The organism is Streptomyces sp. NPDC020958, assembly GCF_055562175.1.
In genome coordinates this window covers 311,730-334,362 of sequence record NZ_JBVHFU010000002.1, presented here as the reverse complement: position 1 = coordinate 334,362, position 22,633 = coordinate 311,730, and the positions used below count along the sequence as shown (strand labels likewise).

12 protein-coding genes are annotated in these 22,633 nt (G+C 71.8%); 1 reads left to right on the top strand and 11 read right to left on the bottom strand.

Annotation, left to right across the window (positions count from 1 at the left end; translation table 11 throughout):
* Position 1 precedes the first annotated feature (1 nt).
* The 4 genes from glgB to ACZ3KP_RS07330 form a co-directional block, all read right to left on the bottom strand.
* Positions 2–2,188, bottom strand: coding sequence for a 1,4-alpha-glucan branching enzyme (glgB, locus tag ACZ3KP_RS07345; protein ID WP_467497170.1), 2,187 nt, complete (start codon positions 2,186–2,188; stop codon positions 2–4).
* 17 nt (positions 2,189–2,205) lie between these two features.
* Positions 2,206–3,576 (bottom strand): maltokinase N-terminal cap-like domain-containing protein, encoded by a 1,371-nt coding sequence (locus tag ACZ3KP_RS07340; protein WP_467497168.1) that lies wholly within the window; start codon positions 3,574–3,576, stop codon positions 2,206–2,208.
* An 89-nt stretch (positions 3,577–3,665) separates the two neighbouring features.
* Positions 3,666–5,369 (bottom strand): maltose alpha-D-glucosyltransferase, encoded by a 1,704-nt coding sequence (gene treS, locus ACZ3KP_RS07335; RefSeq protein WP_358985357.1) that lies wholly within the window; start codon positions 5,367–5,369, stop codon positions 3,666–3,668.
* Positions 5,366–7,444 (bottom strand): alpha-1,4-glucan--maltose-1-phosphate maltosyltransferase, encoded by a 2,079-nt coding sequence (locus ACZ3KP_RS07330; protein ID WP_467497166.1) that lies wholly within the window; start codon positions 7,442–7,444, stop codon positions 5,366–5,368. Before ACZ3KP_RS07330 ends, treS begins: the two co-directional genes overlap by 4 nt.
* 428 nt (positions 7,445–7,872) lie before the next feature.
* Between ACZ3KP_RS07330 and ACZ3KP_RS07325 the strand changes: the two genes are divergently transcribed.
* Positions 7,873–10,497, top strand: coding sequence for a glycosyltransferase family 1 protein (locus ACZ3KP_RS07325; protein ID WP_467497164.1), 2,625 nt, complete (start codon positions 7,873–7,875; stop codon positions 10,495–10,497).
* Between the two features lie 91 nt (positions 10,498–10,588).
* Here ACZ3KP_RS07325 and ACZ3KP_RS07320 read toward each other — a convergent pair whose 3' ends face one another.
* From ACZ3KP_RS07320 to ACZ3KP_RS07290, 7 genes are all read right to left on the bottom strand, one after another.
* Entirely contained in the window at positions 10,589–11,104 is a 516-nt protein-coding gene (locus ACZ3KP_RS07320) for a DUF1990 family protein (protein ID WP_358974707.1), read from the bottom strand.
* A 70-nt stretch (positions 11,105–11,174) separates the two neighbouring features.
* Positions 11,175–12,818, bottom strand: a complete 1,644-nt coding sequence (locus ACZ3KP_RS07315; protein ID WP_467497161.1) for a M4 family metallopeptidase — start codon at positions 12,816–12,818, stop codon at positions 11,175–11,177.
* 251 nt (positions 12,819–13,069) lie between these two features.
* On the bottom strand, positions 13,070–15,103 hold the full coding sequence (locus ACZ3KP_RS07310) for a M4 family metallopeptidase (RefSeq protein ID WP_467497159.1): 2,034 nt from the start codon (positions 15,101–15,103) through the stop codon (positions 13,070–13,072).
* Between the two features lie 296 nt (positions 15,104–15,399).
* Entirely contained in the window at positions 15,400–17,142 is a 1,743-nt protein-coding gene (locus ACZ3KP_RS07305; protein ID WP_467497157.1) for an ABC transporter ATP-binding protein, read from the bottom strand.
* Positions 17,139–18,887 carry an ABC transporter ATP-binding protein gene (locus ACZ3KP_RS07300; RefSeq protein ID WP_467497155.1) on the bottom strand — a complete coding sequence of 583 codons (1,749 nt, stop codon included), beginning with the start codon at positions 18,885–18,887 and terminating at the stop codon, positions 17,139–17,141. Before ACZ3KP_RS07300 ends, ACZ3KP_RS07305 begins: the two co-directional genes overlap by 4 nt.
* 22 nt (positions 18,888–18,909) lie before the next feature.
* Positions 18,910–20,769 carry an ABC transporter ATP-binding protein gene (locus tag ACZ3KP_RS07295; RefSeq protein ID WP_467497153.1) on the bottom strand — a complete coding sequence of 620 codons (1,860 nt, stop codon included), beginning with the start codon at positions 20,767–20,769 and terminating at the stop codon, positions 18,910–18,912.
* Positions 20,766–22,592, bottom strand: a complete 1,827-nt coding sequence (locus ACZ3KP_RS07290) for an ABC transporter ATP-binding protein (RefSeq protein ID WP_467497151.1) — start codon at positions 22,590–22,592, stop codon at positions 20,766–20,768. The genes ACZ3KP_RS07295 and ACZ3KP_RS07290 overlap by 4 nt, the downstream gene beginning before the upstream one ends.
* Positions 22,593–22,633: the final 41 nt, after the last annotated feature.

Genomic DNA, 22,633 nt, shown 5'->3' with positions numbered 1-22,633 from the left:
GCTAGGCGGGCCGCAGCCACACCGTGGCCAGCGGGGGCAGGGTCAGGCGGATGCTGGCGGGGCGGCCGTGGGCAGGATGGTGCTCCGGTTTCACCGGGTCCGGGTTGGTGACGCCGCTGCCGCCGTAGGGGGCCGCGTCCGTGTTGAGGGCCTCGTGCCAGGCGGGGATCTCGTCCGGGACGCCCAGGCGGTAGTCGTGGCGGACCACGGGAGAGAAGTGGCAGACCGCGAGCAGCGGGGTGCCGTCCGCGTCGTACCTGAGGAACGCGAGGACGTTGTCCTCGGCCGCGTCGCCCGCTATCCACCGGAAACCGGCGGGGGAGGTGTCCCGCTGCCACAGCGCCGGGGTCGCCCGGTACACCGCGTTGAGGTCACGGACCAGGTCCCGCACGCCCCGGTGGTCCGCCTCGGCGCCGTACGCCGGGTCCAGCAGCCACCAGTCCGGGCCGCGCGCCTCCGACCACTCCGCGCCCTGCGCGAACTCCTGCCCCATGAAGAGCAGTTGCTTGCCCGGGTGGGCCCACATGAAGCCCAGGTAGGCGCGTTCGCTCGCGCGTTGCTGCCACCAGTCTCCCGGCATCTTCGAGACCAGCGACCGCTTGCCGTGCACCACCTCGTCGTGGGATATGGGCAGCACGTAGTTCTCGCTGTACGCGTAGACCATCGAGAAGGTCATCTCGTGGTGGTGGAACCTGCGGTGCACCGGCTCGTGCGCCATGTACTCCAGCGAGTCGTGCATCCAGCCCATGTTCCACTTCAGGCCGAAGCCGAGACCGCCGCCGTCCGTGGCGCGGGTGACGCCCTCCCAGGCCGTCGACTCCTCGGCGATGGTGACGACACCCGGGGCCCGGCGGTAGACCGTGGCGTTCATCTCCTGGAGGAACGCCACCGCGTCCAGGTTCTCCCGGCCGCCGTGCTCGTTCGGCGTCCACTGGCCCGGCTCGCGCGAGTAGTCGAGGTAGAGCATCGAGGCGACCGCGTCCACCCGCAGTCCGTCGATGTGGAACTCCTCGCACCAGTACACGGCGTTCGCCACCAGGAAGTTGCGCACCTCACGGCGGCCGAAGTCGAACTCCAGGGTGCCCCAGTCCGGGTGCGCGGCCCGCAGCGGATCGGAGTGCTCGTACAGCGGGCGGCCGTCGAACTCCGCCAGCGCCCACTCGTCCCGCGGGAAGTGCGCCGGAACCCAGTCCATCAGGACGCCGATGCCCGCCCGGTGCAGCGCGTCGACCAGGTACTTGAAGTCGTCGGGGGTGCCGAGGCGGGCCGTCGGCGCGTAGAAGCCGGTGACCTGGTAGCCCCAGGAGCCGCCGAAGGGATGCTCGGCGACCGGCATCAGCTCGACGTGCGTGAAGCCCAGTTCGGCCACGTAGGCGGGCAGTTGCTCCGCGAGGTCGCGGTAGGTCAGGCCGGGGCGCCAGGACGGCAGGTGCACCTCGTAGACGGAGAAGGGGGCCTCGTGGACGGGGGTGTCGGCCCGGTGCGCCATCCACTGCCCGTCCGTCCACTCGTGGTGGGAGGCGTGCACGATCGACGAGGTGGCCGGCGGCGTCTCCGTACGGCGGGCCATGGGGTCGGCCCGCAGGGTGTGCGAACCGTCCGGGCGGGTGATGTCGAACTTGTACAGCTCGCCCTCGCCGATCCCGGGCACGAACAGCTCCCAGACCCCGGAGGAGCCGAGCGAGCGCATCGGGAACCCGGCGCCGTCCCAGAAGTTGAAGCCGCCGGCCACCCGCACCCCGCGGGCGTTCGGCGCCCACACCGCGAACCGGGTGCCCGCCACGCCCTGGTGGACCGTCGGACGCGCGCCGAGCGCCTCCCACAGCCGCTCGTGCCGGCCCTCCCCGATCAGATGCAGGTCCAGATCGCCGAGCGTGGGCAGGAAACGGTACGCGTCCTCGGTCTCCAGGACCGTCCCGTCGTACTCCACCAGCAGCCGGTACACCGGTACGTCGGACAGGGGGAGCAGGACGGAGAAGAAGCCGGCGCCGTCGTCGTGCAGCTCGGCCCGCAGATCCCGGCCGGCGACGACCGTCACCGCACGGGCGAACGGCCGGAACACGCGCACGGCCGTCCCGCCGCCCGGCACCGGGTGCGCGCCCAGCACGGAGTGCGGGTCGTGGTGCGTGCCGAGCAGCAGCCGATCGCGGTCGTCGGGGGATACGGGTGCGGGCTTCTTGGAGGTCACGGACGGGTCTCCCGGGATCAGATCAGGTCGGAGGTGGCGAGGCGGCGGACGGCCGACAGGGGCACGGGAAGCCAGTCGGGGCGGTGCCTGGCCTCGTAGACGACCTCGTAGACGGCCTTGTCGGTCTCGTAGGCCCGCAGCAGGACGGGGTCGGTGCGTGGGTCGGCGCCGGTGATCTCCGCGTAGCCGGAGCAGTAGGCGGCCCGGCACGCGGCCGCCCAGCCGGCGACCGGCGGGGTCACCGAGTGGGCCGCGTAGTCGAAGGAGCGCAGCATCCCGGCCACGTCCCGCACCGGCGGCTGCGGCATCCGGCGTTCGGCCAGCGGACGGGCCGGCTCGCCCTCGAAGTCGATCAGCGACCACTCCCCGGACGGCGCGCGCAGGCACTGCCCCAGGTGCAGATCGCCGTGCACCCGCTGAGCCGTCCAGGTACGGCCCTCGGCCGCCAGGTCCGCCAGCGCCGTGTAGGCGGACCGCAGCCCGTCCTCGTACGGCCGCAGCGCCGGGACCGCCTGCGCGGCCGCCGCGAGACGCTCCAGCATGCCGTCGACCATCGGCTCCAGCTGGCTGTGGCCGAGGGTGACGGTCGGCAGCGCGTGCGCCAGCGCCGTGTGCACCTCGGCGGTGGCCCGGCCCAGCGCCCGTGCCTCGGCGGTGAAGTCCTCGCCCTTGGCCAGCTCGCGCAGCGCCAGCTCCCAGCCGTCGGTCGCACCGTGCACGAAGGGCTGCAGGACGGCCAGGACGTACGGTTCACCGCCCAGCTCCGCCCGCAGCCACGCGGTCGGGGCGGGCACCCGGGCGCAGCCCTCACGGGCCAGCGCCAGGGGTATCTCCAGATCGGGGTTGACGCCGGGCACCACCCGGCGCAGCAACTTCAGGATGAACGTATCTCCGTAGACGACCGAGGAGTTGGACTGCTCGGCGGTCAGGAGGCGGGCCACCAGCCCGTCGCGTATCTCCTGGCCGGGGTCCCGTTCGAAGCGCAGGGCGCCGATGCGGGCCCGCGAGCGCAGTGCCTCCAGGAGGACCTCGGCGGGCCGGGGGTCGTACAGGGCGTCGTACACCGTGTGCCCGGCCAGCGGGCCGTCGGGTACGTGGCCGATCAGCGCGGGCGCCAGATGGGGTGGCAGCGCCTCACGCACGCCTATGAGGAGCTGGTAGCAGTCGCCGGCCTCGGCGGGCACCGGCGGCTGCTCGGCGCGGACCAGCAGGTGGTACAGGCCCACCCTGCCGTCCGGCGGCAGCAGTTCCGTCTCGGCCACCAAGGAGAAACCGGCGACCGGGCGCCCCTTGCCGGCGAACCAGCGCTGCCGGGGCAGCCACTCGCGCAGCAGGGGGTCGAGCGAGGCGAGGAGAGCGGATGTGGAGGGGGTGACCGTTTCCGCCATGCGGCACGTCCTTTCCCCGGGTCGTCGGGGGGCTTTACTGCTGCGTGCCCCGGGCGGGCCGGAGGAAACCGGCCCACCCGGGCTCTCGTCTATTGAGCCGTGTCGGTGCGCAGGCGGAACCAGTAGAAGCCGTGCCCGGCCAGGGTCAGCAGGTACGGCAGCTCGCCGATCGCCGGGAACCGCACCCCGCCGAACAGCTCCACCGGGTGCCGGCCGTTGAACTGCCGCAGGTCGAGTTCGGTGGGCTGGGCGAACCTGGAGAAGTTGTGCACGCACAGGACCAGGTCGTCCTCGTACTCCCGCAGGAACGCGATCACCGCCGGGTTCGACGACTGGAGTTCGGTGTAGGACCCCAGTCCGAAGGCAGGATTCTGCTTGCGGATCTCGATCATCCGCCGGGTCCAGTGCAGCAGGGAGGACGGCGAGGACATGGAGGCCTCGACGTTGGTGACCTGGTAGCCGTAGACCGGGTCCATGATCGTGGGCAGGTACAGCCGCCCGGGATCGGAGGACGAGAAGCCGGCGTTGCGGTCGGGGGTCCACTGCATGGGGGTGCGCACCGCGTCGCGGTCGCCGAGCCAGATGTTGTCGCCCATGCCGATCTCGTCGCCGTAGTAGAGGATCGGCGAGCCGGGCAGGGAGAGCAGCAGTGCGGTGAAGAGTTCGATCTGGTTGCGGTCGTTGTCGAGGAGGGGGGCGAGGCGGCGGCGGATGCCGATGTTGGCGCGCATCCGTGGGTCCTTGGCGTACTCGGCCCACATGTAGTCGCGCTCCTCGTCGGTGACCATCTCCAGGGTCAGCTCGTCGTGGTTGCGCAGGAAGATGCCCCACTGGCAGCCGGACGGGATGGCGGGGGTCTTGGCGAGGATCTCGGAGACGGGGTAGCGGGACTCGCGGCGCACGGCCATGAAGATCCGCGGCATGACCGGGAAGTGGAACGCCATGTGGCACTCGTCCCCACCGCTGCGGTAGTCGCCGAAGTAGTCGACGACGTCCTCCGGCCACTGGTTGGCCTCCGCGAGGAGCACCTTGTCCGCGTACTGGGCGTCGATCTCCTTGCGCACCCGCTTCAGGAACTCGTGGGTCGCGGGCAGGTTCTCGCAGTTGGTGCCCTCGTGCTGGTAGAGGTACGGCACCGCGTCCAGGCGGAAGCCGTCGATGCCGAGGTCGAGCCAGAACCGGAGCGCGGAGATGATCTCCTCCTGCACCGCCGGGTTCTCGTAGTTGAGGTCCGGCTGGTGGGAGAAGAAGCGGTGCCAGTAGTACTGCTTGCGGACCGGGTCGTAGGTCCAGTTGGACGCCTCGGTGTCGACGAAGATGATCCGCGCGTCCTGGTACTGCTTGTCGTCGTCCGCCCAGACGTAGTAGTCGCCGTAGGGGCCGTCCGGGTCCCTTCTCGACTCCTGGAACCACGGGTGCTGGTCGCTGGTGTGGTTCATGACGAAGTCGATGATGACGCGCATTCCGCGCTGGTGGGCCGCGTCGACGAACTCCACGAAGTCGGCCAGGTCGCCGAACTCGGGGAGGACCGCGGTGTAGTCGGAGACGTCGTAACCGCCGTCCCGCAGCGGGGACTTGAAGAAGGGCGGCAGCCAGAGGCAGTCGACGCCGAGCCACTGGAGGTAGTCGAGCTTGGCGGTCAGGCCCTTGAGGTCGCCGATGCCGTCGCCGTTGCTGTCCTGGAAGGAGCGCACCAGGACCTCGTAGAAGACCGCGCGTTTGAACCAGTCGGGGTCCCGGTCCTTGGCGGGAGTGTCCTCGAAGGTGTCCGGGACGGGTTCGTTGACGATCATATTGTGGGTGACCCTCCGATCGGCGGGGACGGTCGCAGGACGGTGAGGATGTGCGCGGCCCGGTACCCCGGGTCGAGGCGCACGTAGTTGGTCCTGCCCCAGTTGAAGGTTTCGCCGGTGAGCTCGTCGCGCACCGGCACCGACTCGTGCCAGTTCAGGCCGAGTTGCGGCATGTCCAACGAGACCGTGGCCTCCTGGGTGTGGTGGGGGTCGAGGTTGACGACCACCAGAACCGTGTTCGAACCGCTCCGCTTGCTGTAGACGATCACCGCTTCCTTGTCGGCGTGGTGGAAGTGGAGGTCGCGCAGTTGCCGCAGCGCCGGGCTGGCGCGCCGGACGGCGTTGAGGCGGGTGATGAGGGGCGCGATGCCCTCCGTCTCCGCGCGCTCCCAGTCCCTGGGCCTGAGCTGGTACTTCTCCGAGTCGAGGTACTCCTCGCTGCCCTCTGTGAGGGGGGTGTTCTCGCAGAGTTCGTAGCCGCTGTAGATGCCCCAGGTGGGGGAGAGGGTGGCGGCGAGCACGGCACGGGCCTCGAAGGCGGGGCGGCCGCCGTGCTGGAGGTAGGCGTGCAGGATGTCGGGGGTGTTGACGAAGAAGTTCGGCCGCATGTACGCGGCGCTCTCCTGGGCGAGTTCGGTGGCGTACTCGGTGAGTTCCTGCTTGGTGGTGCGCCAGGTGAAGTAGGTGTAGGACTGCTGGAAACCGATCTGCGCGAGGGTGCGCATCATCGCGGGGCGGGTGAAGGCCTCGGCGAGGAAGACGACGTCCGGATCGGCCGCGTTGATCTCGGCGATCACGCGTTCCCAGAACACCACGGGCTTGGTGTGGGGGTTGTCGACGCGGAAGATCCGCACCCCGCAGTCCATCCAGTGCCGCAGCACCCGGACCGTCTCGGCGATCAGGCCGTCCATGTCGGCGTCGAACGCGATGGGGTAGATGTCCTGGTACTTCTTCGGCGGGTTCTCGGCGTAGGCGATGGTGCCGTCCGGCCGGTGCTGGAACCACTCCGGGTGTTTCTCCACCCAGGGGTGGTCCGGGGAGCACTGCAACGCGAAGTCCAGCGCGATCTCCAGGCCGTGGCGGCCGGCCTCGGCCACGAACCACCGGAAGTCCTCGATCGTGCCCAGCTGCGGGTGCACCGCGTCATGGCCGCCCTCGGGCGAACCGATCGCCCACGGCACCCCCACGTCCTCGGGGGTCGGCGTGAGGGTGTTGTTGCGGCCCTTGCGGAAAGTGGTCCCGATCGGGTGGATCGGCGGGAGGTAGACGACGTCGAAGCCCATCGCCGCGATGGCCGGCAGCCGGCGGGCGGCCGTCCTGAACGTGCCGTGCGGCTGCTCGGGGGTGCCCTCGGAACGCGGGAAGAACTCGTACCACGAGCCGTACAGGGCCCGTTCGCGCTCGACGAGCAGCGGCAGCGGCTCGGAGGCGGTCACCAGCTCCCGCAGCGGGAAGCGGGCCAGCACCTTGTCGACCTCGGGGGTGAGGGCGGCGGCCAGCCGCCACGGCGCGGGCCGTTCCTCGTCGCGCAGGGCGGCCGCGGCGGCGAGCAGCACCTCCCGTTTCCGGGCCTTCGGCACCCCGGCGGCGGCGCGTTCGTGGAGCGCGGCGCCCTCCGCCAGGACCAGCTCGGTGTCGATGCCCGCCGGGATCTTGATCCGGGCGTGCCGGCGCCAGGTGGCGACCGGGTCCCCCCACGCCTCGACCTGGTAGGTCCAACGGCCCGGTTTCCCCTCGACGGTGACGGTGGCGCCCCAGCGGTCGGTGCCGGGGGCGAGCTCCCGCATCGGGGTCCAGGGGCCCGGGCGGCCCTTCGGGTCCTTCAGTACGACGTTCGCGGCGACCGCGTCATGGCCCTCGCGGAAGACGGTCGCGGTGACCTCGAACGACTCCCCGACGACCGCCTTGGCGGGCCGGCGCCCCTGCTGGACCAGCGGACGCACGTCGAGGACGGGTATGCGGCCGACGGCGGTGACCGCGTCCGCGGGGGGTGGCGCGCCGGAGGACGTGCGGGGTGCCGAGGGCGCCGACGTGCGGGAACCGACGGGTACTGGCGAGTGGTGCTTGGCGGGCATGACCGCTCCTGTCCGCGGCAACGTGCTGGTGTGGGCGGATGGGTGGTGGGGAGGTGGGTCCTGCGTGTACCTGAAGGGTCTACCTGTGCTGGGTATCCGTCCTGTGTCCGTGGGGTGTACCGGAGGAGCCTTCCCACCCTATTCGGGTGGGCAATCCGGCACTTTGTTAACTACTCAGCCGTATGTCTACGCACAGGAACCCTCCTGTTCCGGACACCTGCCCGCTCGCCGCTCCCGCAATCAGCCCTAGCCGCCGGACCGTTCGGCACACTGCCGAAGTATGGCTCGATTCCGCCCCGTACCGGGCGTGGACGCCGCTCACACCGCGGTACGGGTCCGGGGCGGCGGCCCCCGGCACCGGTACCGTCGTGACAGACGCGAGCCGCACAGCGCCGTACGGCTCTCACCGCGAACGCACGAGGTGGAATGTGAAGGCGATCCGTCGGTTCACCGTCCGTCCCGTTCTCCCCGAACCCCTGCGCCCCCTCAGCGACCTGGCCCGCAACCTGCGCTGGTCCTGGCACGCCGAGACACGTGATCTCTTCCAGTCCGTCGACCCCGAGCGCTGGGCCGCCTCGGAGGGCGACCCGGTGCGGCTGCTCGGCAGCGTGCCCCCCGCACGCCTCGCCGAACTGGCCGCTGACCGCCGCTTCCTGCGCCGGCTGACCGCCGTCGCCGACGATCTGGGCGACTACCTGACCGGCGACCGCTGGTACCAGTCGCGACCCGAGTCCGCCGGACTCCCGGCCGCCGTCGCCTACTTCTCACCCGAGTTCGGCATCACGGCGGCCCTGCCCCAGTACTCCGGCGGCCTCGGCATCCTGGCGGGCGACCACCTCAAGTCGGCCAGCGACCTGGGTGTGCCGCTGATCGGCGTCGGCCTGCTGTACCGGCACGGCTACTTCCGGCAGACCCTGTCCCGGGACGGCTGGCAGCAGGAGCACTATCCCGTCCTCGACCCCAACGAACTGCCCGTGGCGCTGCTCAAGGAGGCCGACGGCACCCCGGCGCACGTCTCCCTCGCGCTGCCCGGCGGCCGGCTGCTGCGGGCCCGGACCTGGCTGGCCCAGGTGGGCAGGGTGCCGCTGCTGATGCTGGACTCCGACGTCGAGGAGAACGACCTCGGCGAACGCGGGGTCACCGACCGGCTCTACGGCGGCGGCAGCGAACACCGGCTGCTCCAGGAGATGCTGCTCGGCATAGGAGGCGTCCGCGCCGTACGCACGTACTGCCGGCTCACCGGGCACGCCGAGCCGGAGGTCTTCCACACCAACGAGGGGCACGCCGGTTTCCTCGGCCTGGAGCGCATCGCCGAGCTCGTCGCCTCCGGACTGGACTTCGACGCGGCACTGGAAGCGGTCCGGGCCGGCACCGTCTTCACCACCCACACCCCCGTCCCGGCCGGCATCGACCGCTTCGACCGGGAGCTGGTCGCCCGCCACTTCGGCGCCGACGCCGAACTCCCCGGCATCGACGTCGAGCACGTCCTGCGGCTCGGCATGGAGACCTACCCCGGCGGCGAGCCCAACCTGTTCAACATGGCCGTGATGGGGCTGCGGCTCGCCCAGCGGGCCAACGGGGTCTCGCTGCTGCACGGCAACGTCAGCCGGGAGATGTTCGCCGGACTCTGGCCGGGATTCGACCCCGACGAGGTGCCGATCACCTCGGTGACGAACGGGGTGCACGCCCCGACCTGGGTGGCCCCCGAGGTGGTGCGGCTGGGTGCCCGGCAGCTCGGTGACCGGCGGACCGAGGAGGCGCTGACCGTGGGCGGCCCGGAACGCTGGGACGCCGTCGCCGACATCGCCGACCAGGAGATCTGGGAGCTGCGCCGCACGCTGCGGGAGCAACTGGTGCTGGAGGTGCGGGAGCGGCTGCGGGCCTCCTGGCGGCAGCGCGGGGCCGGCACCGCCGAGCTGGGCTGGATCGACCAGGCCCTCGACCCGGACGTCCTCACCATCGGGTTCGCGCGCCGCGTCCCGTCGTACAAGCGGCTCACGCTCATGCTGCGCGACCGGGACCGGCTGATGGACCTGCTGCTGCACCCGGAGCGCCCGATCCAGATCGTGGTGGCCGGGAAGGCGCACCCGGCGGACGACGGCGGCAAGCGGCTGGTGCAGGAGCTGGTCCGGTTCACCGACGACCCGCGGGTGCGCCGCCGGATCGTCTTCCTGCCCGACTACGGCATGGCCATGGCCCAGAAGCTGCTGCCGGGGTGCGACATCTGGCTCAACAACCCGCTGCGCCCCCTGGAGGCGTGCGGGACGAGCGGGATGAAGGCGGCCCTCAACGGCGGCCTGAACCTCTCGGTCCTGGACGGCTGGTGGGACGAATGGTTCCAGCCGGACTTCGGCTGGGCGATCCCGACCGCGGACGGCGCCGGCACCGACCCCGAGCGCCGCGACGACATCGAGGCGGACGCCCTCTACGACCTCCTGGAGCAGCGCGTCACCCCGCGGTTCTACGAGCGTGGCCGCACCGGTCTGCCCGACCGCTGGATCGAGATGGTCCGCCAGACCCTCACCCTCCTCGGCCCCAAGGTGCTGGCCGGCCGGATGGTCCGCGAGTACGTGGACCGTCTGTACACCCCGGCGGCCCACGCCCACCGGTCCATGACCGCGGACGCGGCCCGCGAGCTGTCCGCCTGGAAGGACCGGGTGCGGGCGGCCTGGCACGGGGTGACGGTCGACCACGTGGCGACCACCGCGGCCCCGGCCACCGCCGAACTGGGCACCACCCTCGCGCTGCGCGTCCGTGTCCGGCTGGGGGAGCTCACCCCCGACGACGTGGAGGTCCAGGCCGTCTCCGGCCGCGTCGACCCCGAGGACCGCATCACGGACGCGGCGACGGTCCCGCTGAAGCCGACCGGGGGGCCCGACCTGGAGGGGAACTGGACCTACGAGGGCCCGTTGTCCCTGGACCGCACCGGCCCCTACGGCTACACGGTCCGCATCCTCCCGTCCCACCGGCTGCTCGCCTCCGGCGCCGAGCTGGGCCTGGTGACGGCTCCTTCGGAGAGCGCCGCGGAGGGGGCCGGGGTACTGATGCGCTGACCGCGCTCCCGACACGCCAAGGGCGGACGAAGCCCGCCGGCTTCCCGGGCCTTCCCCCGGGCCGCCGTCCGGGCCTTCCCGCCCTTGGCCGTCAGAACTCCGCTTGCGGGTCCGCGCACAGGCGGCGCAGGACCGCTCCGCACCTGCGCGCGTACGCGTGCTGCAGTCCCCGGGCCGCCGGGCCGGCCGCCCTGGTGTACCACTTGGCCGGTCTGCTGAAGGCCGCGACCGTCAGCCACACCGTGCCGTCGCCGGTGCGGTCGACCACGAAGGCCTCCTCGCCGGACTCGGGGTGGCCGGTGAGGGTGCCGTAGGCCCAGCCCGCGCGGCGGGACTCGTCCAGGGTCCAGACGATCCGGCAGGGCGCCCTGACGAGGCCGGCCAGGGTGACCGTGACGTCCGCGCCGGGGGCCGCCCGGTCGGCGGCGGTGTCGATGCCGACGCCCAGCGCGCGGTGGAGTTCCCAGGTGAGGACGGCCTCGGCGGCGCGCTGGAAGACTTCGCGCCCCTCGCCTATGCGCGTGCGCACGTGAAGCGGGTGGAAGCCCGGCGGGCAGGCGGCGAGGTTCTCACGGGTCGCGCCCACCGCGTCGTAGGTGAAGGACATGGGAGACAAGGGTAGGGCGGGCCCCGGGGACGCCTGGGTCCCGGGGCCCGCCCGATGCACAACTATCCGGTCACGACACGTTGACGGCCGTCCAGGCCGCCGCCACCGCGTTGTACTCGGTGCTGCCCGAGCCGTACAGGGCGGCCGCCGCGGAGAGCGTGCCGGTGCGCGCCGACTTGTAGTTGGTGGTCGACGTGAAGTACGTCGTCAGCGCCTTGTACCAGATCTGCAGCGCCTTGGCCCGGCCGATGCCGGTGACCGTGGAGCCGTTGTACGTCGGGGAGTTGTACGACACCCCGTTGATCGTCTTCGAGCCGCTGCCCTCGGACAGCAGGTAGAAGAAGTGGTTCGCGACGCCGGACGAGTAGTGCACGTCCAGGTTCTTGACCGAGGACGACCAGTAGTCGGCCGAACCGCCGTCCTTGCTGGGCTTGTCCATGTAGCGCAGCGGGGTGCCGTCGCCGTTGATGTCGAGCTTCTCGCCGATGAGGTAGTCGCCCGGGTCGGAGGCGTTGTTGGCGTAGAACTCGACACCGGTGCCGAAGATGTCCGAGGTGGCCTCGTTCAGGCCGCCGGACTCGCCGCTGTAGTTGAGGCCGGCGGTGTTCGAGGTGACACCGTGGCTCATCTCGTGGCCGGCCACGTCCAGCGAGGTCAGCGGGTGCGTGTTGCCGTCACCGTCGCCGTAGGTCATGCAGAAGCAGCTGTCGTCCCAGAAGGCGTTGACGTAGTTGCTGCTGTAGTGGACGCGGGAGTAGGCGCCGACGCCGTTGTTCTTGATGCCGCTGCGCCCGAAGGTGTCCTTGTAGAAGTCCCAGGTCTCCTGCGCGCCGTAGGCGGCGTCGGCGGCCGCGGTCACGTCGGTGCTGGAGCTGGAGGCGGTGCCGGTGCCCCACGTGTTGGTGGTGTTGGTGAACAGGGTGCCGGTGCCCGAGGTGCCGTGCTTCAGGTTGTACGTCTTGTGGCTGCCGCGCGAGGCGTCGGTCAGCGAGTACGTCGAACCCGACAGCGTGGTGGTGAGGCTGACCGTGCCCGAGTACAGGGTCTTGCCGGTGCCCGTGGCGTTCTCGATGCCCTGGTACTCGAAGAGCTTCTTGCCGGTGGCCGCGTCGGTGATGACGTGCAGCTGGTTCGGGGTGCCGTCGTCCTGGAAGCCGCCGACGACCGTCTCGTAGGCGAGGACGGGGGTGCCGGAGCCGGCCCAGATCACCTTGCGGGCGCCGTCGGCCGCGGGCTTGGCGGAGCCCAGCGACTTGGCGACGGTGAGCGCGGCCTTCTCCGCCTTGGTGGTGGAGATCCCCGGCTTGAGCGAGGCCACCTTGATGGCCGCCTTGGTCGCCCGGGTGACGCCTTCGGACTTGCCGGTCTTCGAGGTGTGCACGACCAGGTCGCCGCCGAGCACGGGCAGGCCCGCGTAGGTGCGCTCGTAGCGCGTGTGGACGGTGCCGTCGACGTCCTTCACGACGTCCTTGACGACCAGCTTCTCCTTGGCGCCGAGACCTATCTCCTGCGCGGTCTCGGCGACGTTCGCCTGCGCCTTCTGGATCAGGGCGGTGCGGGCGGAGTTGGAGAGGAGGGTGGGCGCGGCGGCCAGCGGCTGCCTGGCGGCGGCGGTGGCGTTGGTGGTCAGGCCCGTGGTGAGCAGGGCGCCGGCGGCGACAGCGGTGGCGACGGCCAGAGTGGTGCGCTTGCGACGCGCGTAGAGGGGGCTCACTCAAGCTCCTTCATGATGTGGGGAGTCCGGGCCGGAGTGGGGTCGCCGGCCCGACTGTGGGGTGTGAAGTTGCTGTGCTGTGCGGCGGGTGAAGGAAGAGTGACATCCGGGTCGCGTACATGTCAGGACCCTGAAGTGATGTTGGCCGAAAAGCAGGTGTTCGGTGAACGTTGCGGGCATGTAACCGGGGTGCCGTCGAACGGAGTCGAACCCTCCGGCGGCACCCCGTACTCACACCTGTGTCCTGCGGTTTACGGGAAGGTCAGCTTCCAGCTGTTGATCTTCCCGGTGTCCTGTGCGGCCTGGTCCTGGACCTTCAGTTGCCAGGTCCCATTGGCCGATTCCGATGAGGCGTTCACCGTGTAGGTGTCCGTCACGTCGTCCGCCGAGTCGGACGAGCTGAAGTTCTTCAGCCGGTACGACGTCCCGGACGGGCCGATGAGGTCGATCACCAGGTCACCGCGCCAGGTGTGGCTGATGTTCGGCGTCACCTGGAGGTTGCTCGGCGCGTTCCCGGTGCGGCCGGAGACCGTGATCGACGAGGTGACGGCGGGCCCGTTGTCCGGGATCGACACGACGGTGTTGCTCTCGTACGAGGTGCCGGTGCCACCCCCGCCGCCGGAGCGCGCGCCGACCGCGACGGCCGCCCAGGCGTCCTGCACCGCCTTGTACTCGGCGCTCGTGGTGCCGTACAGCTCACCGGCCGCCGCGAGGGTGCCGGTGCGGGCGCTCGCGTAGTTGGTGGTCGAGGTGAACTTGGTGGTGAGCGCGCGGTACCAGATCTGCAGCGCCTTGTCCCGGCCGATGCCGGTGACCGGGAGCCCGTCCGCGGTGGGCGAGTTGTAGCTGACGCCGTTGATGACCTTGGCGCCGCTGCCCTCGCTCAGCAGGTAGAAGAAGTGGTTCGCGGGACCGGAGGAGTAGTGCACGTCCAGGCCGCCGAGCCCCGAGTACCAGCTGTCCTTGGACGAGCCGTCCTTGCTCGGCTTGTCCATGTAGCGCAGCGGGGTGCCGTCGCCGTTGATGTCGATCTTCTCGCCGATGAGGTAGTCGCCGACGTCGGTGGAGTTGTTGGCGTAGAACTCGACGCCGGTGCCCATGATGTCGGAGGTGGCCTCGTTCAGGCCGCCGGACTCACCGCTGTAGTTGAGGCCCGCGGTGTTCGAGGTGACGCCGTGGCTCATCTCGTGGCCCGCCACGTCGAGGGCGGTCAGCGGGTCCGCGTTGCCGGAGCCGTCGCCGTAGGTCATGCAGAAGCAGCTGTCGTCCCAGAACGCGTTCACGTACGAGTTGCCGTAGTGCACGCGCGAGTAGGCGCCGACGCCGTTGTTCTTGATGCCGCTGCGCCCGAAGGTGTTCTTGTAGAAGTCCCAGGTCTCGGCGGCCCCGTAGTGCGCGTCGGCGCCCGCGGTGGCGGCGTTCGACGTCGTCCCGTTGCCCCAGGTGTTGCTCGACTGCGAGAACAGGGTGCCGGTGCCCGACGTCCCGTGGTTCAGGTTGTACGTCTTGTGGCCGCCGCGGTCGCCGTCGGTCAGGTTGTACGTCGAGCCCGACTGGGTCGTCGACAGCGACACCGTCCCGCTGTACTGGGTGTTGCCGGTGCCGGTGACGTTCTCGATGCCCTGGTACTCGAAGAGCTTCTTGCCGGTGGCCGCGTCGGTGATGACGTGCAGCCGGTTGGGCGTGCCGTCGTCCTGGAAGCCGCCGACGACCGTCTCGTAGGCGAGGACGGGGGTGCCGGAGCCGGCCCAGATCACCTTGCGGGCGCCGTCGGCGGCCGACTTGGTGGAGCCGAGGGCCCTGGCGGCCGCGAGGGCCGACTTCTCGGCGCTCGCCGCGCTCCTGGCCGGGGTGAGGTCGGCGACCTTGAGCGTGGCGTTGTTCGCCTTGACGACGCGCTCGGTGGCGCCCGACTTCGCGGTGTCGACGATCAGGTCGCCGCCGAGCACGGGCAGGCCCGCGTAGGTGCGCTCGTAACGGGTGTGCAGCGTGCCGTCGGCGTCCTTGACGACGTCCTTGACGATCAGCTTCTCCTGCGCGCCGAGGCCTATCGACCTGGCGGTGGCGGCCCGCTCGGTGCTCGCGTCGCGGAGCAGCTCGGCGCGCTGCGAGGGGGACAGCCTGACGGCCGCGTGGGCCGGATTGATCCGGCCGGGGTGCGGTGCGGCCGGGGCGGCGCTGGCCGCACCCGACTGGACGGCGGCGGCGATCAGGGCGCCGACGCCGGCGAGGGCCACTACTGCGGTGCGGTGGGGGGTGCGTCTGCGAGAGGAACTGCTTCTCAACACTGACTCCTTCTGCGTGGCCGCGGGTCGCGCGGCCAGGGGAGATCCGGGCCACGGGTGGGCGGTCCGGGCAGAACTCGGCGGAACGCGGAACCATGTGCGCGTGCAGTGCCGGACTCAGCAGCCTCGGAGGTGACGCTGTGGGGTTGCTGTGAGTCGGCCGTGGGAAGAGTGGCAGCAGAAAACGTCGTCTGTCAGGACCGCGTCAGGAAGTTGGCCGGAAATCGTCCGTTGACCGGATGTTCATGTTCGGTATGCGGAATGTTTGCGGCGGCCGACGGGAGGGGAGGCCGCGGCTACACCGTCCGCTCGCCGTGCCAGGTCGCCCACAGCGCGGCGTACGCGCCGCCCGCCGCCACCAGCTCGTCGTGCGTGCCCAGTTCGGTGAGCAGGCCGCCCTCCATCACGGCCACCCGGTCGGCGTCGTGCGCGGTGCCCAGCCGGTGGGCGATGGCGATGACCGTACGGCCCGTCAGCACGGCCGCCAGGGCGCGCTCGGTGTGCCGGGCGGTCGCGGGGTCGAGCAGCGCGGTCGCCTCGTCCAGGATCAGCGTGTGCGGGTCGGCCAGCACCACCCGGGCGAGGGCGAGCTGCTGGGCCTGGGACCCGTCGACGGCACGACCACCCGCGCCGAGCACGGTGTCCAGGCCTTCGGGGAGCGCACGGACCCAGCGGTCGGCGCCGACGGCCGTCAGCGCCGACCACAGGCCGGTGTCGTCCGCGCCGGGTTCGGCGATCAGGAGGTTGTCCCGGACCGTGCCGAGGAAGACATGGTGTTCCTGGGTGACGAGGACGACCTGGCGGCGCAGCAGCTCCGGTTCCAGACCGGCGATCGGCACCCCGCCCACGGTCACCGTGCCCGCGCCGGGCGCGTCCACGCCCGCCAGCAGCCGGCTCAGTGTCGTCTTCCCGGCCCCGGAAGGACCGACCACCGCGAGCCGCTCCCCGGGCCGCACCGTCAGGTCCACCCCGCGCAGCACCTCGCCGCCCCGCTCGTAGGCGTACCGCACCCCGCGCACGTCGATCCGGTCGTCCGCCGGGGCCCGCGCCCCGCCCTCCGCGACCGCCCGGGGAGCCTGCGCCAGCCCCTCCACCCGGGCGAACGAGGCGCTACTGGACTGGAGTTGCTCCACCCGCATCAGGATCTGGTCCAGCGGTTCCGTGAACTGCCGCAGATACAGCGCCGCCGACACCACCACCCCCACCCCCGCGTGCAGCAGCCCGCCGAGCAGCAGCACCCCCGCCACCGGCACGGTGTAGGACACCTCGACCGCGGGGAAGAACACCGACCGCAGGTACAAGGTGTAGAAGCGGGCCTTCCGGTTGGCCTCCAGCGCGTCGCGGCTCACCCTGATCCGCTGCTCCTGGAGCCGGAACGCCTCCACGGTACGGGCCCCCGCCACCGTCGCCGTGACGGTCTCCGCCACCCCCGAGGTGGTCGCGCCCTCGGCGAGGTAGCCGTCCCGGGCCCGGCGCAGGTACCAGCGCAGCGCGATCCACACCGGGGTCAGCCCGACCACCCCGAACAGCGCGAGCACCGGATCCAGGACGAAGACCGCGCCCATCACGAACAGCGCCTGCACCGAGCAGACCAGCAGTTCGGGTCCGACGTCCCGCAGGGTGGTGCCGACGGTGGCCACGTCGCCGGTGCCGCGCGCGGTCAGGTCGCCGGTGCCGGCCCGCTCCACGACCGACGCGGGCAGCGCCAGCGCCCGGTCCACGAACTCCTCGCGGACCCGGGCGAGGGTCCGCTCGCCGAACCGGTGGCCCAGGTAGCGGGCGGAACGGGCCAGCAGCAGCTGGGCGAGGGCGCAGAGCACGATCCAGCGGGCCAGCTGGTCCACGGCGCCGACCCCGCGGCCGGCCCGTACCGCGTCCACGATCCGGCCGACCAGCCAGGGGCCCGCGAGGCCGGTGGCGGCGGCCAGGGCGTTCAGCGCGATGGCGGCGGTGAAGGCCGCGCGGTCGGCCTTGACCAGACGGACGGTGGCACGGCGCACGGCGGCCCGGTCGGCGACCGGCAGCTGGGCGGACGTCATCGTACGACCTCGTCTTCCGTGTCCCTCGCGACGAGCGCGCGGTAGCCGGGTTCCCGGTCCAGCAGTTCCTCGTGGGTGCCGGTGGCGGCGACCTTGCCGTCGACCAGATGGATCACCTCGTCGGCGTGGGCCAGCAGCAGCGGGGAGGTGGTGGTGAGGAGGGTGGTGCGGCCGGCGCGGGCGGCGCGCAGGCGCTGCGCGACGAGGGACTCGGTGTGGGCGTCCAGGGCGGAGGTGGGCTCCACGGCGAGGAGGATCTCGGGGTCGGCCAGCAACGCCCGGGCCAGACGGACGCGTTGGCGTTGGCCGCCGGAGAGGTTGCGGGCCTGGGCGGTGAGGGGGGAGTCGAGGCCGTGGGGGAGGGACTGGACGATGTCGTCGGCCGCCGCGGTGTGGAGGGCTGTGGTGAGGGGTGCGGGTGCGTGGGGGCTTGTCGCGCAGTTCCCCGCGCCCCTGACGGGGCGCGTTGTGCCGGCGCCGATCGAGTTGCGCAGGGTGTCGGCGAACAAGTGGGCCTCGTTGTCGGCCACCAGGATGCGGGTGCGGACCTCCGGGAGGGGGACCGTGTCCAGACGGGTTCCTCCCCAGGTCACGTCGGATGGGGTGTACCTGCCCAGGCGGTCGATCACCGTCGTCGTCTCCATGGCGCTCGCGCCGACCAGGGCCGTCAGGCGGCCCGGGCGCACGCGTACCCCCGACTCCGGGTCGTGCAGGTCGGCCGGGCCGGCCGGGGCCGGTGCGGTGGCCTCGGTCCGCCCCGGCTCCAGGCGCAGCAGGCGTACGACCCGGCGGGCGGCCACCACGCCCCGGCTCAGCTGGTAGCCCATGTCCAGGAAGAACGCGACCGGACCGACCAGGACCGCGACATAGCCGTACACCGAGACCAGCTGACCCACGGTGATGTCACCCTGGGCGGTCATCCGGGCCGCGATCCAGGTGACCACCGCCAGGTACACCGTGGGCAGGCCGACGCCCAGCGCCTGGACCCAGCTGGCGACCGCGCCCACCCGGTACCCCTGGGCGCGCAGGTGCTGGGAGTCGCGGCGGAAGGCGTCCGCGAACAGGCCCTTGCCGCCCAGGCCGTTGAGGACGCGCAGGCCCCCCGCGAGGTCGCCGATGCGGGCCGTGAGGACGCTCTGGCGATCCCGGTACTCCGTCTCCCTGCCCTGGAGCCGCCGGGTCAGCGGGCCCGCGAGCAGGACCACCACCGGCACCCCGAGCAGCACCACGCCCGTCAGCAGCGGCGAGATCGTCATCAGCAGCCCCGCCACCACCGCGTACACCACGATCGCGCCCACCCCGGGGCCGACCATGGTGAGCGCCTGGGCGATGGTCCCCACGTCGCCGACGCCGATCGTGACGACCTCACCGGCCCCGGCCCGGCGCGGCAGTTCGGCCCCGAGCCGGACCGCGTGCCCGACGACCACCTTGACCGTGCGGAAGTTGGCGTCCATCCGCACCCGGGTCATCGTGCGGTGGCGCAGGATGCTGATCCACGCGTTCACCGCCCCGAGCAGGAAGATCGCCGCCGTCCAGCCGGCCAGCACCGCCGTCCGGCCGGGCACCAGGCCGTCGTCGACGGCGCGCGCCATCAGGTACGGCGTCCCGGCCATCAGCGTCAGCCAGACACTGCCCAGCAGCGCCCCGGCCAGCGACCGGCCCGGCTGGGCACGCACCAGCCACCACAGGTAGTACCAGCCGCCGCGCGTGTCGGGCGTGCCCGGATCCTCGTACGCGTCGATCACCTGCGAGCCCCCGATCCGTCGGTCAAGCCAGACTGTCCCGCCACGCCCGGTGCAGATCCGCGAACCTGCCGATCCCGGCCACGAGTTCGGCCGGGCGGCCGTCCTCGACGATCCGGCCGTGCTCCATCACCAGCACCCGGTCGGCGATCTCGACGGTCGACAGCCGGTGCGCGATCACCACCGCCGTACGGCCCTTGAGCACGGTCCCCATCGCCCGCTGCACGGCCCGCTCCCCGGGGACGTCCAGCGAACTGGTCGCCTCGTCGAGGATCAGCACCGCCGGGTCGGCGAGCAAGGCGCGTGCGAACGCGACCAGTTGGCGCTGCCCCGCCGAAATGCGCCCGCCGCGCTTGCGGACGTTCGTGTCGTAGCCGTCGGGCAGGGCCGCGATGAACTCGTGCGCGCCGATCGCCTTCGCCGCCTGCTCGATCTCCTCACGGGTGGCGTCCGGCCGGCCGATCGCGATGTTGTCGGCGACCGTGCCGGAGAAGAGGAACGCCTCCTGGGTGACCATCACCACCCCGCGCCGCAGTTCCGGCACGCTCAGTTCGCGCAGGTCCACGCCGTCCAGGAGGACCCGGCCCTCGGACGGGTCGTAGAAACGGGCGAGGAGCTTGGCGAGGGTCGACTTGCCGGCGCCGGTGGAGCCGACCACCGCGACCGTCTGCCCGGCGGGGAGGGTGAGGTCGAAGCGGGGGAGCACCTCGCCGCCGGTGCGGTAGGCGAACCGGACGCCGTCGAAGACGACCTCGCGACCCGGCAGATCGGTCGCCGGCGGGGGCAGTTCCCGCGGCACCGAGGGCTCCGGGACCGACGGGGTCTGGGCCAGCAGACCCGCGATCTTCTCCAGCGAGGCCGCCGCCGACTGGTACGAGTTGAGGAACATGCCGAGGCGGTCGATCGGGTCGTACAGCCGCCGCAGGTAGAGCACGGCGGCGGCCAGGACGCCCAGTTCCAGCGAACCGGACGCCACCCGGTAGGCGCCCCACAGCACGATCGCCGCGACCGCGGTGTTCGCGACCAGCCGGGAGCCGACCACGTAGCGGGCCATCTCCAGGAGCGCGTCGCCGTTGGTGCGCTCGTGGCGGTGGTTCAGCACGGCGAACTCGGCGTCGTTGGCGGCCTCCCGGCGGAACGCGCGCACCGGGCGGATGCCGTTCATCGTCTCCACGAACTTCACGATCACCGCCGCGATCGCCGTGGAGCGCTCCTTGTACACCCGCACGGCCCGCCGCTGGTAGAGCCGCACCAGCAGGTACAGCGGCACGAAGGAGGCGACGGCGACCGCGCCGAGGCCCGCGTCCAGCCAGAGCAGCATCGCCGAGATGTAGACGAAGGAGAGGATGACCGTGATCAGCTCCTGGAGCCCCTCGTTCAGCAGCTCGCGCAGCGACTCGACGTCCGTGGTGGAGCGGGAGATGAGCCGGCCGGACGTGTACCGCTCGTGGAAGTCGATGCTCAGCGCCTGCGCATGCCGGAAGATACGGCCCCGCAGGTCGAGCAGCACGTCCTGGTTGACCCGCGCGGACGCCTCGATGAACGCGAACTGGAGGCCGCCGGAGAGCAGCGCGCACAGGCCGTACCCGGCCGCGACCGCGATCAGCGGGCCGTGGTCGTGGTGCCGGAACGCCGGTACGGCCCGGTCGATGGCGTACGCCACCAGCAGCGGGCCGGCCTGCACCGCGGCCTGCTGGAGCAGCAGGAGCAGGGTGGTGACGGCGACCCGCGCCTTCATGGGGGCGAGGAGCGAGCGGAGCAGCTCGGACGTGGCGCCGGGCGGGGTGGGCAGGACGTCCCGGTCGAAGGGGTCGCCGCCCCGGGAGGACCGGCCGGGGAGTTCGTCGTCCTCGTCGGGGACGGGCGGGGAGGTGGCGGCGGTCATCGGCGGTGATCCTCCCCGGACATCAGGTGGGCGTACTCCGCGTTGTCGCGCAGCAGTTCGTGGTGGGTGCCGACGGCGGTGACACGGCCGCCGGAGAGCAGGGCGACGCGGTCGGCGAGCAGGACGGTGGAGGGACGGTGGGCGACGATCAGCGCGGTGGTGTCGGCGAGGACCTCGCGCAGGGCGGCCTCCACGGCGGCCTCCGTGTGGACGTCGAGGGCGGACAGCGGGTCGTCGAGGACGAGGAAGCGCGGGCGGCCGACGACCGCCCGCGCGAGCGCGAGGCGCTGGCGCTGGCCGCCGGAGAGACTGAGGCCCTGCTCGCCCACCTGGGTGCCGGTGCCCTGCGGGAGGGCGTGCACGAAGTCGGCCTGCGCGACGGCGAGGGCCCGTGCCAGCTCGGGTTCGCCCGCGCCGTCCCCGGCTCCCATCAGCACGTTCTCGCCGACGGAGGCGGAGAACAGGGTGGGTTCCTCGAAGGCCACGGCGACCAGGGAGCGGAGTTCCTCGCGGGGCATGGCGGTGATGTCCCGGCCGTCGAGGGTGATCCGCCCGGAAGTGACCTCGTGCAGGCGGGGGACGAGCGCGGTGAGCGTGGTCTTGCCGCTGCCGGTGGCGCCGACGAGGGCCATGGACTCGCCGGGGCGGATGTGGAGGTCGACGAGGTCGAGTGTGGGGGCGGAATCGGGGGCGGCGTCGGGGTAACGGAACCGCACGTTCTCGAAGCGGATGCCGTCGGGTTCGGGGACGGCGGGGCGGGGGCCGTGGTCGGGTGCGGCGCCGTTGTGGCCGGTCGCGCCGTTCCCCGCGCCCCTTTGGGGCGCCTCCACTTCCGTTGCCTCATCCATCGCCTCGAAGTACCGCTCCGTCGCCGTCGCCGCTTCCTGGCTCATCGCGAGCAGGAAGCCGATCGACTCCACCGGCCAGCGCAGTGCCAGTGCCGTCGACAGGAACGCCACCAGGGTCCCGGCGCTCAGGTCGCCCTCCGCGACCTGCACCGAACCCCACAGCAGGGCCGCCCCGACGGCCACCTCCGGCAGCGTCACGATGACACCCCAGATCGTCGCCAGCATCCGCGCCTTGCGCAGCTCCGTGCCCCGCAGGGTGCGGACCAGGTCGCGGAACGCGCGTGCCTGACTGCGGTGGCGGCCGAAGCCCTTGATGATGCGGATGCCGAGCACGCTCTCCTCGACCACCGTCGTCAGGTCGCCGACCTGGTCCTGGGCGAGCCGGGCCACCGTCGCGTACCGCTTCTCGAAGAGCACGCACGTCCAGATGACCGGGATCGTCGGAAGCAGGATGACCAGCCCCAGCGTCCAGTCCTGCATCAGCATGATCACCACGCCGACGAGGATGGTCACCCCGTTGACCAGCAGGAAGGTCAGAGGGAAGGCGAGGAACATACGGAGCAGCATGAGGTCGGTGGTGGCCCGGGAGAGCAACTGGCCGGAGGCCCAGCGGTCGTGGAAGGCGACCGGCAGCCGCTGGAGACGGGCGTAGAGGCCGGCCCGCATCGACGCCTCGACGTGGGAGAGGGGTCTGGCGACCAGCCAGCGGCGCAACCCGAAGAGCAGCGCCTCCGCCAGTCCGAGCAGCAGCAGGTACAGCGCGCCGAGCCACACCCCGGCCGGGTCGCCGTCGGCCACCGGGCCGTCCACGATCCACTTGAGCACGAGGGGGATCACCAGCCCCGTACAGGAGGCGACGATCGCCACGAAGGCGGCGGTGAACAGCCGCATCCGCACCGGCCGTACAAAGGGCCACAGGCGCAGCAGGGTACGGACGGCGGACCGGTCCTTGGTGGTTGCACGTGTCGGAGGCATCAGGGGCGAGCCTACGGATCGGCACTGACAACGCCCACCGA

Coding starts and splice junctions, on each gene's coding strand:
- ACZ3KP_RS07290 (WP_467497151.1), bottom strand. CDS start 22,592: ATGCCTCCGACACGTGCAACCACCAAGGACCGGTCCGCCGTCCGTACC.
- ACZ3KP_RS07295 (WP_467497153.1), bottom strand. CDS start 20,769: ATGACCGCCGCCACCTCCCCGCCCGTCCCCGACGAGGACGACGAACTC.
- treS (WP_358985357.1), bottom strand. CDS start 5,369: ATGATCGTCAACGAACCCGTCCCGGACACCTTCGAGGACACTCCCGCC.
- ACZ3KP_RS07340 (WP_467497168.1), bottom strand. CDS start 3,576: ATGGCGGAAACGGTCACCCCCTCCACATCCGCTCTCCTCGCCTCGCTC.
- ACZ3KP_RS07305 (WP_467497157.1), bottom strand. CDS start 17,142: ATGACGTCCGCCCAGCTGCCGGTCGCCGACCGGGCCGCCGTGCGCCGT.
- ACZ3KP_RS07330 (WP_467497166.1), bottom strand. CDS start 7,444: ATGCCCGCCAAGCACCACTCGCCAGTACCCGTCGGTTCCCGCACGTCG.
- ACZ3KP_RS07320 (WP_358974707.1), bottom strand. CDS start 11,104: ATGTCCTTCACCTACGACGCGGTGGGCGCGACCCGTGAGAACCTCGCC.